Raw genomic sequence first — 16,003 nt, forward strand, 5'->3', positions numbered from 1 at the left:
AAGTAGCGCTAATCGCTGCGTAGTTTTTGCCGCCATTGGAATCTTAAAAAGTGAGTAGAGCCACCATAGCGACGGGATTTGAAATTCCCGGCGACAATAAAAAAGGAAGAAATATGGATTTGGGCACTGATAATCTGAAGGTCGCAATTATCGGCGATTTTAGTGGGCGAGCCAGCCGTCGCCAGTGTGAGCCGGATACTATTGCCGAGCGCCGTGTTTACTTGTTAAACCGTGACACTTTTGAAGGCGTATTCGCCGACCTGGGGGTGAGCCTACAGCTGCCGGTTATGGAGAAACCACTGTTTCTTCCCTGTTTTGATGACTTGCACCCGGACTACCTGTACAGCCGCCTGCCGCTATTCAAAAAATTTATTGAGCTGGAGCAGCGCCTGCGCGACCCAGTGCAATTCCAGCAGGCCGCAGAGGAAATTCAGCAGTGGAAGCCCGAATTACGTGAGCCTTCTACTGAGGCTACCTCCTATTCTGCTGATCAATCCTTTCTTGATGAAATTCTTGCAGCGGGTCGCGAGCGCTATGCCAGAGAGAATGGCAATAGCCTCGAAGTGGACCAGTTGATTAAGGATATCGTTGCGCCCTATGTGCAGAAGAGTGCCGACCCTCGCCAGGGTGAATACCTTGATGCACTTACTGAAGCTACTTCGGATGTGATGCGCAAGTTGATGCATCACAGTGATTTTCGCCAGCTGGAGGCAAGCTGGCTCAGCCTGCAGTTTTTACTCAGGCGTTTAGAAGAACATCCCAATTTACAGCTGTACCTTATCGACATTAGTAAAGAGGAGTTGCTTGCCGACTTTGCCAGTGCGGAGAGTGACCTGGAAAATTCACAGGTCTTCAAATTGCTGGTCGAAAGGGAGACCGTATCAGGTAGTCGCCCATACAATTTGGTTCTAGGTGATTTTTATATCACTGATGAGGAGCGGGACCTGCATCTGCTGATCGACCTTTCAACGATCGCTGAAGCGGCTGGCAGTGCTTTGTTGTTAGGTGGTGATACCAAATTGGCGGGCTGTCCCAATCTGGCAGGGTCCGTTGACCCCGATGATTGGTATTACCCCTTGAGTGAACGTTTTGCAGAGAGCTGGCAAGCCGTGCGGGAGTACTCCGGGAGTGAGTATGTGGCGTTGGCGGCCCCCCGGTTTATGTTGCGTCTGCCTTTTGGCAGCGAAACATCTACTACTGAGCACTTTGATTTCGAGGAGTTGACTCCCGAGCAAGGGCACCAGTATTACCTGTGGGGTAACAGCGTTTATCTGCTGGCTTTGGCTATATGCCAAGGGTTCTCCGCAAGTGGCAGACTTCGTGCGCCGTCATCGGCCACTTATGAAAGCCTGCCGTTGCATTTGCGCAAACTCCCCCAGGGACAGTGGATTACGCCCTGTGCCGAGGCTTTGCTTACCGATCGCGGAGCAACAAGATTTATGCAAGCGGGGCTCAGTACCATGCGCTCTGTACAGGGACGGGACCAGATTATTCTGCCCCGATTAAGTTCCCTTGCCGGTGGGGCCCTGAAAGGCCCCTGGGACTAAAAGAAATGAACTGGATTGTCTTTGGCAGCCCGGATTAATTGACATGACTGGCAGATTTTTCCCGATCATTTTGCGTGACTTGGCGGCTTCCGGAAGCCGCCTGTGTTATTGCAAAGTCTATTAACAGCGTGAGTCAGGAAGACATGGATCTAATTCTCTCGGTATTGGCGGATCCCGCAGGGGCCAATATGCTCAAGCATACAAAACTGTTCACGAAAGAGGGGGGCAGTTTAGGTCGCTCTGCAGATAACTACTGGGTGTTACCTGATCCCGATCGCGTCGTCTCTTCCAAGCACGCACAGATCTCTTTCAGTGAGAATCAGTTTTTCCTGATAGATACCAGTACTAATGGCACCTATCACAATGATGGTGACAGCCCCTTGGGCAAGGGCAATAAAATAGCGCTTAAAGAGGGGGATATTGTTAATGTGGGAGAGTATCGACTCAAAGTGACGCTGCGAAAACCGCAGGCGCAAAGTGACTTGCCCAAGGGGCTGGACAGCGCAGATTTTCTCGATACTTCGGATCGCACAACTTTTAATGCCAGTGCCATGGCAAAGATGCAGAGCCAGGCAGAGGCTAAGCAGTTGGATAACTGGCTGGAACCTGGTGCTGGCAGCAATAGTGATATCTCTCAGACCGGTGAGTGGGGTTATGTTACTTCAGGCAGCCAGAGTGCGCCTTCAGGAGATAGCCTTCTCGGTGCGGATTCTGGGCCCCTGGATCCACTTTCTACTTTTGACAAGCCACAGGCTTTTGCTGGCACAGAGGCTCCCGGCCTGGGATCACTGCCCGGATCCACCGGCCAGAATGATTCGAGCCAGTGGTCGGACGATGAATGGTGGAAAGATGGTAGTGATCAGGACCATGTACCAGCGGATCGTCATGCAGTACATATCGCTCCAGAGCCACAGCCTGTGGAGCCAATGCCTCCCGTACAGCCGCAGGTAACACCACCACAACAGTTCCAGGCTCCCCCTGTGCAGCCTCAGTTGGCGCAACCGCAAGCGCCAATGGCTCAACCGCAGACACCTGTCACGCCTCCTCAACCCCAGGCGCCTCCGGCCCAGGTCCAACCGCAGGTAGCTCCTCAAACTCCACAAGATAACCCGTTCGCCGATTCCTTTGCGGCGATACAGGGGCAGCAGGTTGAAGGTGCTCCAGGTTTTGATACGTCTCAGGGGCTGGCGAGCGGCCCGGCCAATTTTGCCGCGCAGGGGCAGAGTTTTTCCCAGCTACAGCAGCCGCAAGCTCAACCACAGGTGCCCGAACCGCAGCCCGAACCACAACCACAAGCGGTGGCACCACCATCCGTCCCTAGTGCTGGTGTGTTGGCCTCGACCCTGGGCCTGAATATAAACCCAGCCCAACATCAGTTGGCCGATCAGCAGGCGGCGGAGATTGTACGCGAGACCGTTGCGCGCCTGATTGACCTGCTGCGTGCGCGTACCAGCATTAAAAATGAGTTGCGTGTACAGCGCACCATGATACAGACCGAGGCCAATAACCCGCTTAAATTCAGTGCTACAGAGCGCGATGCCCTCGAAGCGATGTTTGCCGGCAATGGGGCCTTTATGCAACCTAAAGAGGCTGTGCGCGATAGCTTCGATGATTTGTCGGATCATCAGGTGGCAGTGCTCGCCGGAATGCGTGCAGGTTACAGTGCGATGCTGAAATATTTCAGCCCTGACAATATCGAGCGTCGCCTGGGAAACACCTCGGGGATGTTTGGCAATAAAAATGCAAAAAAGTGGGAAGGTTTCAGTGCGATGTATCGCGACCTGGTTGGCGATCCCGATGCCTGTTATCGCAAGTTATTTGGCGATGAATTTGCAGTGACTTATGAAAATCAACTGTCTGAGCTGAAAAATGCCAGACAATTGAAAAATTAATTAATTGATCGAAAAGAGGGAGTTGGTCGTGTCGATAAGAAAATTATTGCATTTTACTTTGCTGGGAATATTAGTGATTACCCTGACGGCTTGCCAGACCACCAGGCGTACCCTGAATCTGGAGACCAGTGTGGAGTTGTCGGTAAATATCCGCGAGGACGTCAATCCCGATGATGATGGGCGGGCTTCGCCAGTTGTGGTGCGGGTATTTATGCTGGCGGATGACCGTCAGTTTGCCCGCGAGGATTTTCTGAACCTATATGAAAATGCACAGTCGCGGCTGGGCAAGGATTTGTTGGATACCGTAATCCTGAAAGAGTTTGCACCCGGAGAGCAGCGTATAGAAGAATTGCAGCTGACTCCAGATGTAAAATATATCGGCCTTCTTGCTGAATTTGTGCAGTATCAAAAGGCCGACGCTCTGCTGGTCTTGCCTATTACGGATCACAAGAAAAATGAGTACCGCGTAGCCCTGGCCGATACCCGTATCGGTACGCCAGATGATATTAATAAGCGCCGTCGCGGAATTGTTTCTCCTTTGTCTCGTCAGGATTCCGGAAAGCGCCAGAGCGATACTGTGACTATTTCCAGCGAAGATTATGAGGCGATGCAAAAACGCCTGCAGGAAATGGAAAAATCTAAATAGATCGGTAAACCTTTCTGATCAGCCCCTTTTATTGAGCCCCTCCTGAAGCGAGATGGGCCCTGCAAGGAAGACTTATGTCGGCAAACAACAAGGTGATCTGGAGCGAGGGTATGTTTTTACGCCCTCAGCATTTTCAACAGCAGGATCGCTATCTTGAACAGTTGGTTGAGGCGCGCACGGCCTCGCTGGGGCCCTATACCTGGGGTGTGATTGAGCTGGGCATCGACAGTGAGCCGCTGTCTATGGGTAAAATTTCCGTGTCCCGCGTACGCGCTATCTTTCCTGATGGTACCCCGATATTGGCACCGGAAAACGAGCACCTGCCTGACGTTTTGGATGTACCGATCAATACGCGCGATGAAGTGGTTTACCTCTGTGTGCCGATGAAACGGCCGGGTAGCCAGGAATCCATACGGGATCAGGAAGATTTTCCCCAGGCGCGCTATCAAACGGCCAATTTCGACGCGCGTAACAGCGCCGCTGCTTCTGGTGAGTCTGCCCGCATCCAGGTGGGTAAGTTGCGTGTGTGTCTCAAGCTGGAAAGTGATGACCTGAGCGGCTATGCCGCGATCGGTATTGCGCGTATACGTGAGCGCCAGCCAGAGAAGCCGGTGGAATTGGATGCGGACTATATTCCACCGCTTTTAAATACAGAAACCTCGGCGGTAATTAAAGCCTATATCGAGGAGGTTAAGGGGCTACTCGATCATCGTGGTTCGGCTCTCGGGCACCGCCTCAGTGATAGTGGCAGAAGCGGCTCTGCGGAGATCGCCGATTACCTTTTACTGCAAGTGATTAACCGTTTCGAGCCACTACTGAAACAGATTACTGCCCAGCCGCGCTTGCATCCGCACTGTCTGTTTGTGGAACTTCTCCAGCTGGCTGGTGAGCTATCGACTTTCACTTCATCGACCAAACGCCCGCCGGATATTCCCAGTTATGCGCATGAAAACCTGCAACTTAGCTTTGCCGGGCTGTTTTCGGCTCTTCGCCAGTCGCTCTCTACCGTGCTGGAGCAGACAGCCATTCCCATGGAGCTGGTGCAGAGAAAATTTGGTATTTATGTCGCGCCAGTTACCGATCCCTCACTACTAAAGGGCGCCAGCTTTGTGATGGCCGCGAAAGCGGATATGCCTGGTGACCTGCTGCGCAGCCGTTTCCCCACCCAGTCCAAAGTGGCACCGGTAGAAGCTATTCGCGAATTGATTTCTGCGCAGTTACCCGGCTTGAAATTGCGCCCACTGCCTGTGGCGCCACGGCAAATTCCCTATCATGCCGGGTTTACTTATTTTGAGTTGGAGCGCAGCGGTGAGCTGTGGCAGGCGATGTTACGGTCTGGCGGTTTTGCCGTGCATCTCGGAGCGGAGTTCCCCGGGCTGACCATGGAGCTCTGGGCGATAAGGAATAACTGATATGAGCAATGAAAGCTTTACTCCACCGCCGACACCCAATGCGGGTGACAGAACCGTAATGATTCCAACTCCGGGTGCGGCAGCCCCGGCGCAGCCGGCAGCGCCGTCCCAGCAGCCATTTTTTGCCAGCCCTGGTGGCAGTGTGGATATGCAGATCCGCAACAGCTTAAACCCGCTGGTTTCTGCCGCCTCCAAATTGCTCGGTGTGATCATCAAGCTGCGCACAACCATGAATCATTCCAATGTGCCGGATTTACACAAGCGCTTGACCAAGGAAATCCAGGCGTTTGAACGAGAGGCCAAACAGTTGGCTCTGGCTCCGGAGTCGGTTCTCACTGCGCGCTACCTGCTGTGTACTGTAGTAGATGAAGTGGTGCTTACTACTCCCTGGGGAACCGCCAGTGGCTGGAGCCAGCACTCGTTATTAAGTCTGTTCCATAAAGAGACTTTTGGTGGAGAAAAATGCTTTGCTATTTTGCAGCGCATGCTCGAAACGCCGGCCTCCCATCTGGAACTGCTGGAGCTTTTCTACTTGTGCCTAAGCCTCGGCTTCCAGGGCAAGTACCGATTGGTGCAGCGCGGCCACGAACAGATCGAACAGATACGCGATGAACTGTACCGAACGATTGAGCAACACAAGCCGGCTATGGACCGGGACCTGTCCCCCCGCTGGCAGGGCTGTGTCGAGCGCAAATCAGGCCTGATTCACTACGTGCCCTTATGGGTCGTTATGAGTGTTGCCTTGGGCCTGTTGGTCGCCACTTATAGCGGCTATCGCTGGTGGCTATACGAAACGACGACGCCAGTGGCTGATCGCGTTGTAGATCTCACAGGCAGTGACAGCGAAGCCCCGCAAGGGGAAGAAGGGTAACACTCGGACTGAACCGATCCGGCGCGGCAAAGCCCCGGGGAGATGGAGCTATTCATGAAACGCTTGCGCGACTTTTTTACCAATAAATGGGTGCTAGGACTGATCGGACTGTCAGCACTCTCTGTGCTCATTTGGTTTGGGGCGGATTACATCAAATTTGGCAGTGAAAACGCCACTCTTTCGCCAACTATTCGTATCACAATAATCGTATTTATTTTCGCCCTCTGGCTGGTGTGGAACTTGAGCCAGTGGTTGGTGGAGCGCCGCCAGAATCAGGCATTAATTAAGGGCATTGAAGAGTCTCAGGAGGCAGCACAGGATCCGGATGAGGAGCACTCCCGCGAGGAACTGGATGCACTGTCGGGGCGTTTCCGTGAAGCTATGGAAGTGTTGCGCAACGCCCGCTTCAAGTCAGACAAAGGTAAGATATCTCTATATCAGTTGCCCTGGTACATCATTATTGGTCCGCCTGGATGTGGTAAAACCACGGCTCTGGTGAATTCCGGCTTGGAGTTCCCCCTTGCGCAAAGTCACGGGAAAGAGGCTTTGGGTGGGGTTGGCGGTACGCGCAACTGCGATTGGTGGTTTACCAATGATGCGGTGCTGATAGATACCGCAGGCCGCTATACCACTCAAGATAGTCATAGGGTATATGACAACAGTGCTTGGAAGGCTTTCCTGGGGTTATTGAAGCGCTATCGTCGCCGCCGCCCGATCAACGGCGCCATGGTTGCTATCAGTTTGCAGGATTTGATGGTGCAAACTGAGGAGCAGCGCCAGCATCAGGCAAAAACAATTCGCCAACGCGTAAATGAACTGCAGCAGGAATTGGGCATTCGCTTTCCTATCTATCTCACCTTCACCAAGTGTGACCTGGTGGCGGGCTTTAGTGAGTTCTTTGATAACCTGTCCCAAGCTGAGCGTGAGCAGGTTTGGGGCGTGAGTTTCCCACGCGAAACCAATGCTACGATCGGTGCGCCTTTGGATAACTTCAAGGCGGAATTCAACCAATTGATAGAGCGCCTGAATCAGCGCGTTTTGTGGCGAGTGCACCAGGAGCGCAATGTAGAGAAGCGCGCTTTATTGCAGGGTTTCCCTGCTCGAATGGAAAATCTCGCAGATATTCTGGCCGACTTTATCAAGCAATCCTTCGAGCCAAACCGCTACGAAACTGTGCCAATGGTAAGGGGCATTTACTTTACCAGTGGTACCCAAGAGGGTAGCCCGGTAGACAGAATGATGGCTTCGGTCACCGCAGACTTTGGTCTTGAGCGCAGTGTTGCGCACAAATTCCAAGGGGCGGGGAAGAGCTTTTTCCTACACCGCTTACTCAAGGATGTTATTTTTCCAGAGGCGGAGCTGGTTGGCGTTAACCGCAGGGTAGAAACAGCCAATCAGTGGCTGCGCAGAGGGGTGTATGCCACGCTGGCGGCGGTATTCGTGGGCTCGATTTTCCTTTGGAGTGGCAGTCTTGCGTCAAATAAGCTGTCTATGGGGGAGGTTAATGACAGCCTGGCTGCCTATCAACAGGCTGAGGATGAGCTCAAGGGTAAACGGCCCACGCCAGCAAATACCTTGAAAATGCTTGAACCCCTGCGCCGGGCAACCTCAGTGTACGATCGCGAGGAGCACCCCTGGATATCTAACCTGGGTTTGTATGACAAACGCATCGACCAGGCGGTAGACCAGCTCTACCGTCATAAATTGGAAACTGTTTTCCTGCCGGCATTGTTGCGCGATATTGAGAGTAACCTCAGCCGCTTGGGCAGTGATGACCCGGCTCTGGTCAGTACGCTGAAAACTTACTTGATGTTCTTTAACCCGGACAAGCTCGATATTGCCAGTGTTGAGGGTTACTACAATTCACGCTGGGAGCGACAGTTGCCGGGGGAGGCCGGTGAGCAGGAGAATTTGCGCTATCACCTCGACCAGTTGTTAGCCCAAGCGATCCCCGCAAGTGTCCAGCAGAATGATCGCGTAGTGGCGCGTGCGCGCCAGCAGCTGCGACGTATCCCGGTACCGCAGCGTCTTTTCGCCCAGCTACAAAATAGCGATCTGGGTCAGACCTCGGTAGATCTTTATCAGGAGATTGGAGGTGATACCCAGCAGGTTTTTGGTGTAGCAGCTAATGATCCACGATTCAGTATCCCCTTCTTGTATACCAAAGCCGGATACAAGGAAATGGACTTCGGGGCCGATTCCCAGCTGATGACAAACATGGCCGAGGAGCGCTGGATTTATGGTGGCGATCTCACTGGTGAGGACTTTACCGAGGCAGATCGCGCGAAACTTGGCGAGGATGTGAAGCGTATTTATTTGAGTGAATATCTGCAACAGTGGCAGTCTTTCCTCGGCGGTTTCAGTATCCGGAGATTTAACAGTACCTCCCAGGCTCTGGAGGTTCTCTCGACATTATCTGATCCCATCTATTCACCACTACTGGCCGTGACAGAAATCACCGCGGATAACACTCGTCTGACCCCTCGCCCTGAACTGCCCGTAGATGCTAAAGGCGTGCCGCTGCCGGTATCCAGCACTACTCGCAGGCTCGGGGGCGCTGCGCTGGATAGTGCTGCAGGTGCCCTTAAGGATCACTACAAGCCCAATATTGTCGATGTGCGTTTTGAAGAGGTGCAGCGCATTACCCAAAGTGAAAAGGGCAGGCCGGCGAGGATTCAGGAGTACCTTGTCACCATCAACAAGATTCAGGAGTACCTGACTGAGATTGATAGTGCACCCGATTCCAATGAGGCCGCTTTTGCTAGCGCCAAGAGTCGTTTTGCAGGGGGCGGTGACGCTATCAAGCAGCTGAGGGTTAAAGCGGCCAATGCGCCAGCTCCCTTTGATAGGTGGCTAACAGATATTGCTGACGGCACCTGGGCACTGGTGATGAGCAAGGCAAAAGGCCATCTCAACCGGGTGTGGCGGGAGCAGGTCTATTTCAGTTATGCCAATACCCTGGCCAACCGCTACCCACTGCGCAGTGACCGCGACCAGGAAGTACCGGTGATGGAATTTAATCAATACTTCAAACCGGGTGGCATTCAGCAGAAGTTTGTCGACGAATACCTGAAGCCATTTGTCGATACTAGAAACTGGAAAGTGAAATATGTGGAGGGACAAGGCATGAGTCTTTCCCAGGAGACTCTGTCACAGTTGCGACGTGCGGAAAAAATCCGCAAGACCTTCTTCGCTGCAGGAGCAAACGCATCCTATTCGTTTCGCATTGAGCCGACCAAGTTGGATTCCAGTGTGAGACTGTTTGAGCTGGAGCTGGGAGACCAACGGGTTCCTTATTCCCATGGGCCCAAGACCAGTAAGAAACTCACTTGGCGCGGTGGTGAGAGCAACAGGGCGCGGATTATTTTTGAAGACCTGAATGAAACTGTGCACCGCAAACATTTTGAAGGGGACTGGGCATGGTACCGTCTTCTCGCCAGTTCTGATGTGGAATCTGGCCGCAGTAATGCTGAGCGATTAGTGACCTTCTCAGAAGAAGGGCGTAAGGCACAGTTCAGGCTGATCGCCTCCAATGTAAACAATCCGTTTGATCGCAGCCTGCTGCGTGGGTACAGGTGTCCAGAGACCCTGTGAGCAGAGAGAGAGTAATTTGCAAAACTCTATAGGTATTTTTGGCAAGCTGCCGGGACATGGGGATTTTATCCAACGCCAGTTACCCGCCAGCTTTGTCAGTGTGTGGGATGAATGGCTACAGCGCGTTGTACATGGCTCCCGAGAGATTATGGGCAATGAGTGGCTGGATTATTATTTAACCAGCCCGGTCTGGCGCTTTGTGCATGCTAAGGGAGTGATTGATGAAAGCGCCTGGGCGGGGATCCTGGTTCCCAGTGTGGATAGCGTTGGCCGTTATTTTCCGCTAACGATCACGGCACCGTTGCCCGCAGCTACCGATGCATTTACCTTCATGGCGCATGAAAAAGACTGGTTTCAGGGACTCTCTGAACTGGCGATCGGCGCTCTGCAAAATATGCTGCATGTCGATCAGCTATCTGTGGCTTTTGCACCAGTTCCTACGGGGTTATATACGACGATTTTGCCCGGACCTCAATCAGACTTTTATGTATCCAGTGGTGATGCATCGGGTATTGAGAGCAGTTATGCGGGGCTGCTAGGACAGTTGTGTAAAAAGAGCTTTGCCAGCTACAGCTTGTGGTGGTGTGAAGGGTCACAACATCTGGCTCCGACCAGTCTGTTATGTCCGTCACTGCCGAGTCCTGAGTTCTACTGTTCCATGCTGGGTGCAAGGCAGCCGCAAGTGGCGATGTAAGAAGTGGAGGGAAATATCGCGTGGCACAAATGATTATATTGGACAAGAACAAACACCACAGGCACAGCGTTCTGGTGGGGGATATTTCTCATAGTGATAAGCGACATGTCTGTCCGGTTTACCCTGGTGAATTCCATACGGTAGCGCAGGACTGTCCAGTTGTGTTTGCCAAGTCCGATGACGGCCAGGCGCTGGAAAGCTGTGCCATGTTGGGAATCAAGCCTGGCAAGAATCTGTTTTGGCAGGAGGGGAAGTGGCAGGGCACTTATATACCGGCAGTATTGAGAGCCCATCCCTTCTACTTACATTATCAGGATGTGGACTCCAAAAGTGCGGTGATTTGTATTGATTCATCGGCATTGTCGGCGGAAGCTGGTGAGACAGCCCACAAACTTTTTGAGGAAAACGGCGAGCCAACTCAGCATTTAGCTGGGGCCAGGAATCTGTTGTACAAAATTCATCAGCAGAAGTTGCAGGGTAAAGAGTTTATCCGCTGTCTCACTGAGTTGGATCTGTTGCAGGAGCAGGTTGTATTAGTCGACCTGCCGGGTAATACAAAACACCACCTCACCGGGGTGTTTTGTGTATCAGAGAAGCGCCTGAATGAGCTGGATGAGCGGGATTTTTTAACTTTGCGAAAGCGTGGTTATTTAGCATATATCTATGCTCATATTTTCAGTTTGAAGCAATCAGTGAATTTGAGTGGCTTGTTTAAAAAATATCACGCTCGTTCACTACATTGATTTATCGGGTCATAAGTATGGAACTCAATTAATAATAGAGTGATTGAGTTGAGAAAATAATTGATCGATGGTCTCCCCTATGGGGGGTATCGCTTGTTGGCAGGACATGCGGAGTGTGTCCAGAGGTTGCCTACCTATCAATCGCTGCAGGAAGCTAGGGTTAGGGTATGTCTTACGTGGTGGTATTTACAGGGGAAATAAGGAAGCTTTATGAAAGGCGCCGGGCAATTGCGGCACTGGATAGTGATTTTGGATTTAGTTTCAGTCAAATAAAAGCCCTGATGGCCAGCTCCAGGTCACGATTAAAGAAAACTGATGATAGGGCGGAAGCCTGTCGATTTATGCACAAATTGTGGAACTCCGGTTGGCACTCTCAATTGTACTTGGACGTTGAGCTTTTGCACTGCACTAAAGCATCCAGTGAAAGTGGTGGATCGGAGTTGCCAGTAGTACTGGGTAAACTGCACAGTACAGATCCCGGAATTTCTGTGAGTGCGCCGCGCAGCTGGAGTTCATGCGATAACCTGAATCCTGGTGCGGTGATTCAGGCTGGAAATGTAGAGGCCAATCGCTATCTGATTGTTTTGGCGCAGAACCGTTCAGAGCTTCCTGCTGAACTCACGCTTGCCGATTACGGTGAAGCGCAGATGAAGCAGTGCCTGGAGAAGGTTGCTGGCGGAGAGCGGTTGAGTGGCCCCGATCCGGTGGAACACTCATGGCAAACAGGACTTTTGTACGAGATGAGTGCGAATATTGGCCAGGATTCCGTGCAGTATCTGGTCGCTTTTTTTCAGAATTCGCAGAGTTTTTATACCTTGTTTTTGTGGACCGATTTGCAAAGCTTTACACAGAGCAAAGTAGAATTTATTCAGGTAGTGGCTACTTTCCAGTCATTACATCCTGATTCAGGTACCGCAGAAAATAAGGGCTCAGCTGTAATCACCGTGTAATGACCCCTGAAAAAATCCTAAATACTAAAAATTTAACAAAAATAATTTGCACAGCTTTGTGCTTCATGCACTTTTTTTAGGGTAATGTTGGCTCATCGTGTCATTTGCCTTGATTAGATCTTTACAACGTGTACTCTTCTCGAGATTCTTATTGAAGGAATTGTTTCGGTAGAAGGGACTTATTTTCATGGCATTCCCAAATACAATAAATATCGAAGAACTCATTGCTCCAATCACCTCGGACAGCCCCGTCGGAGAGGATATCCGAGAGGATCGCTCTCCAACCTCGGATTACTACTCCATCAAGGATGCGCGCAATAGCGCCCGGGCTGCTGAGCGCTCGGCTATGTTCGATGAAACAGATGCTGATCTTCTGGCGCCCTGGCGTGATGTAGCTAAATCTGCCGAAAAGATTCTTACCAAGAAAGGTAAGGATCTGGAGGTGGCCAGTTGGTATACCGAGGCACTTATCCGGCTGCATGGCTTTACCGGGCTGCGCGACGGTTTCCAATTGATAGACCAGCTTATAGAAGAATTTTGGGATGGCTTATTCCCGTTGCCGGATGAGGATGGCATTGAGACAAAAGTTGCCCCCCTGACAGGCCTCAACGGTGATGGTGGCGATGGTACTCTAATGATGCCGATCCGCAGTGCGCCGGTCACTCCCGAAGGAGACTACGGAGATTTCTCCTTCTTCCAGCACCAGCAGGCGCGAGATGCTGATCGCATTGCTGATGACGATGCTAAAGCCGCACGAATTGAAACTTTGGGTTATAGTTTTGAGGACGTCAATCAGTGTGTGAACAGTGCGAGTAATGAGTGGGCTCAGAACCTGATTGAGACAATAGAGTCCAGCATTGCTCACTACAAAAATATTAATGATGTGCTGCGTAAGAGTTGCGGCCATGATGCCCCTCCTTCGACCAATATTTCCTCTCTTTTGGATGAAGTGCTGCGCACAGCCAGATTTATTTATAAAACCCAGTTGGAATCGATAGCGGCTCAGGCTGAAGCAACAACGACCCAAGGTGATGAGTCAGCATCAGCTGAGGCTGTCTCAGATGATGCTGTCCCAAATGTTGCGGCCACATTGGTGGCCAATGCTATCGCGGCACCTACAGGGCCTGTGTCCTCGCGTGAGGATGCACTTCGCCTGTTAGAGCAGGCCGCCAAGTATTTCAGGACTTACGAGCCCCATACTCCGCTGGCACCAGGTCTGGAACGACTGATTGGCTGGGGGCGTATGACGGTTTCAGAATTGATGACAGAGTTGCTGCCGGATGAGCAGTCCCGAGCGCTCTATTCCCAGCTCACAGGAGTGCGCCTGGATGGCACCGATACTCAGCGCTATGTGGCGCCACCAGTATCGAGCAGCACCCCTTCGTCTGCACCGGCTGCATCTGAGCCTGCGCCTGCCACTTCTGAGCCAGCGCCTGCCTCCGATGATGCTTGGGGCGGTCAACCACAAGAAGAAGCCAGCACAGGTTGGTAGTTAATTGAGAACAGCAGTCCCTAAATCTAGGAAAGGAGACCTGAGATGTCTGAAAGCATCCACAATAAACTAAAGCGTGTGCGCAAGCCGCGTGTACATATTACTTATGATGTTGAAACTAATGGCGCAGAAGTCAAAAAGGAGCTTCCTTTCGTGGCGGGCGTTATGGGCGATTATTCAGGTGATAACACTGAAAATCGCAAGGCGTTGAAAGATCGTAAATTCGTTCAAATCGATCGTGACAATTTCAACGATGTAATGACCAAGGTAAACCCGAAGTTGAACCTACAGGTGGAGAACACCCTGTCAGGTGACGGCAGTAAAATGGCCGTGGATCTCGATTTCAGACAAATGGACGACTTTTCCCCAGAGCAGATTGTGGATCAGGTTGAGCCGCTCAAGCAGCTTTTGGAGGCGCGCAGTAAATTGCGTGACCTATTGAGCAAGGCTGACCGTTCAGAAGAGCTGGAGAAAGTTCTGGAAGATATTCTGAAGAGCACGGAAAACGTAGGCGCTATTTCCGAGCAGCTGGGCCTGAACAAGGATAAAGGAGAGGACTCAGAATGAGCACAGAAGTAGAAAATGTAGCGGAAAGCGAAGCTGAGGAACAATCTTCCAGCCTGTTGGACCAGGCGATTGCCGCAACTAAGCAAACTGAGCCTCAAGAAGCGCAAGACCTGATTGCAAACCTCACTGAACAGGTCCTAAAAGGTACCGTTACCTGGGATCGCAACCTGACTCAGACCATTAAAACTGCGGTTAGCGCGATTGACCAGGCTATGTCCAAGCAGCTGTCCGCAATCCTGCACGATGAAAAATTCCAAAAGCTGGAAGGCTCCTGGCGTGGGCTCAACCACTTGGTGATGAACTCTGAAACCGGGGCGACAATGAAGATCCGCATGCTCAATCTGAGCAAGCGTGAACTGTTCCGTGACCTGGACAAAGCTGTTGAGTTTGACCAGAGCCAGACCTTTAAGAAAATCTATGAAGAAGAGTTTGGCACCGCTGGTGGTGAGCCTTATGGCTGCATGATTGGTGATTTCGAATTTACCAGCCACCCAGAAGATATCGAGCTGCTGAGCAAGATGTCGAATGTTGCTGCAGCGGGCTTCTGTCCGTTTATTTCCGCTGCCGGCGCCGGTATGTTCGGTTTTGATGATTACACTGAGCTGTCCAAGCCCCGCGATCTCGGCGGTATTTTTGAGTCAGCTGAATACATTAAGTGGCGCAGCTTCCGCGACAGTGATGATTCCCGTTTCGTGACTTTGGTAATGCCGCGCACCCTGGCTCGTACCCCTTATGGCGCCAACACCAAGCCCATCGAAGCTTTTGATTTTGAGGAGTTTGAAGTTGATGAGTCCGGTGTTTCCCGTCCGGCTGAGCACGACCAGTACTGCTGGATGAATGCTTCTTATGTTATGGGTACCACCATGACCAAAGCTTTCGCTGAAAACTCCTGGTGTACTGCAATTCGCGGTGCAGAGGGTGGTGGTAAGGTGGAAGGTCTGCCCTCACACGTGTTTAAAAGTGATGACGGCGATCTTGACCAGAAATGCCCTACTGAAATCGGTATTACCGACCGCCGTGAAGCGGAACTCAGTGCTCAGGGCTTCCTGCCGCTGTGCCATTATAAAAATACTGACTATTCCGTATTTTTCGGTTCCCAGAGCGCACAGAAAGCCAAGACTTATGATGACCCGGACGCAACTGCAAACGCAGCTATTTCCGCGCGTTTACCTTATCTGATGGCCACTTCTCGTATCGCCCATTACCTGAAAGTAATGGCTCGGGACAAGGTGGGTTCTTTCATGGAAGCCAGTGACTGTGAGCGCTGGTTGAACAAGTGGATTTCCCAATACACCAACTCAAATCCGGATGCGAGCCCGGAAATGAAGGCGAAGTACCCGCTCTCTGAGGCCCGTGTGGAAGTGAAGGAAATTCCAGGACAGCCTGGCTGTTACAGTGCAGTTGCTTATTTGAAGCCTTGGCTGCAGATGGAAGAGCTGACTACATCCATGCGTATGGTGGCGAATATCCCGTCCGCTGGATAATGCCACAGGCCCGCCTGTTTGAGGCGGGCCACCTCTTCAAAGGGCCTTGCTCAAGGCCAGGATTCTGTCGAATCTCTCAGGAACAATGCTTGTGGGAGTTTTCCGGTGCCT

At 51.8% G+C, this 16,003-nt stretch carries 12 protein-coding genes; all 12 read left to right on the top strand.

Annotated features, from left to right (window positions below; translation table 11 throughout):
* Positions 1 to 50: 50 nt before the first annotated feature.
* Entirely contained in the window at positions 51 to 1,547 is a 1,497-nt protein-coding gene (locus ACJJJB_RS20530; protein WP_353375733.1) for a type VI secretion system contractile sheath domain-containing protein, read from the top strand.
* Positions 1,548 to 1,690: 143 nt separating this feature from the next.
* Positions 1,691 to 3,439 (top strand): type VI secretion system-associated FHA domain protein TagH, encoded by a 1,749-nt coding sequence (gene tagH, locus ACJJJB_RS20535; protein ID WP_444902340.1) that lies wholly within the window; start codon positions 1,691 to 1,693, stop codon positions 3,437 to 3,439.
* Positions 3,440 to 3,467: 28 nt separating this feature from the next.
* Positions 3,468 to 4,085 carry a type VI secretion system lipoprotein TssJ gene (gene tssJ, locus ACJJJB_RS20540; RefSeq protein WP_245556697.1) on the top strand — a complete coding sequence of 206 codons (618 nt, stop codon included), beginning with the start codon at positions 3,468 to 3,470 and terminating at the stop codon, positions 4,083 to 4,085.
* Between the two features lie 74 nt (positions 4,086 to 4,159).
* Positions 4,160 to 5,497: a type VI secretion system baseplate subunit TssK gene (gene tssK / locus ACJJJB_RS20545; RefSeq protein ID WP_282951870.1), complete on the top strand. Its 1,338-nt coding sequence runs from the start codon at positions 4,160 to 4,162 to the stop codon at positions 5,495 to 5,497.
* 1 nt (position 5,498) lies between these two features.
* Entirely contained in the window at positions 5,499 to 6,368 is an 870-nt protein-coding gene (icmH, locus tag ACJJJB_RS20550) for a type IVB secretion system protein IcmH/DotU (RefSeq protein ID WP_282951869.1), read from the top strand.
* 54 nt (positions 6,369 to 6,422) lie between these two features.
* The gene (gene tssM / locus ACJJJB_RS20555; protein ID WP_444945818.1) at positions 6,423 to 9,962 is read left to right on the top strand and encodes a type VI secretion system membrane subunit TssM; all 3,540 of its coding nucleotides are present in this window, start codon (positions 6,423 to 6,425) and stop codon (positions 9,960 to 9,962) included.
* 16 nt (positions 9,963 to 9,978) lie between these two features.
* A complete protein-coding gene (tagF, locus tag ACJJJB_RS20560; RefSeq protein ID WP_282951867.1) occupies positions 9,979 to 10,656 on the top strand; it encodes a type VI secretion system-associated protein TagF in 678 nt (225 codons plus the stop codon).
* Between the two features lie 29 nt (positions 10,657 to 10,685).
* Positions 10,686 to 11,399, top strand: a complete 714-nt coding sequence (locus ACJJJB_RS20565; protein ID WP_026305104.1) for a SapC family protein — start codon at positions 10,686 to 10,688, stop codon at positions 11,397 to 11,399.
* A gap of 167 nt (positions 11,400 to 11,566) precedes the next feature.
* Positions 11,567 to 12,349 carry a hypothetical protein gene (locus ACJJJB_RS20570; RefSeq protein WP_282951866.1) on the top strand — a complete coding sequence of 261 codons (783 nt, stop codon included), beginning with the start codon at positions 11,567 to 11,569 and terminating at the stop codon, positions 12,347 to 12,349.
* Positions 12,350 to 12,536: 187 nt separating this feature from the next.
* The gene (gene tssA / locus ACJJJB_RS20575) at positions 12,537 to 13,841 is read left to right on the top strand and encodes a type VI secretion system protein TssA (RefSeq protein ID WP_445365407.1); all 1,305 of its coding nucleotides are present in this window, start codon (positions 12,537 to 12,539) and stop codon (positions 13,839 to 13,841) included.
* A 45-nt stretch (positions 13,842 to 13,886) separates the two neighbouring features.
* On the top strand, positions 13,887 to 14,408 hold the full coding sequence (tssB, locus tag ACJJJB_RS20580) for a type VI secretion system contractile sheath small subunit (RefSeq protein WP_020413601.1): 522 nt from the start codon (positions 13,887 to 13,889) through the stop codon (positions 14,406 to 14,408).
* Entirely contained in the window at positions 14,405 to 15,892 is a 1,488-nt protein-coding gene (gene tssC, locus ACJJJB_RS20585; protein WP_020413600.1) for a type VI secretion system contractile sheath large subunit, read from the top strand. Before tssB ends, tssC begins: the two co-directional genes overlap by 4 nt.
* Positions 15,893 to 16,003 lie beyond the last annotated feature (111 nt).

This window comes from Microbulbifer variabilis, from assembly GCF_052468405.1.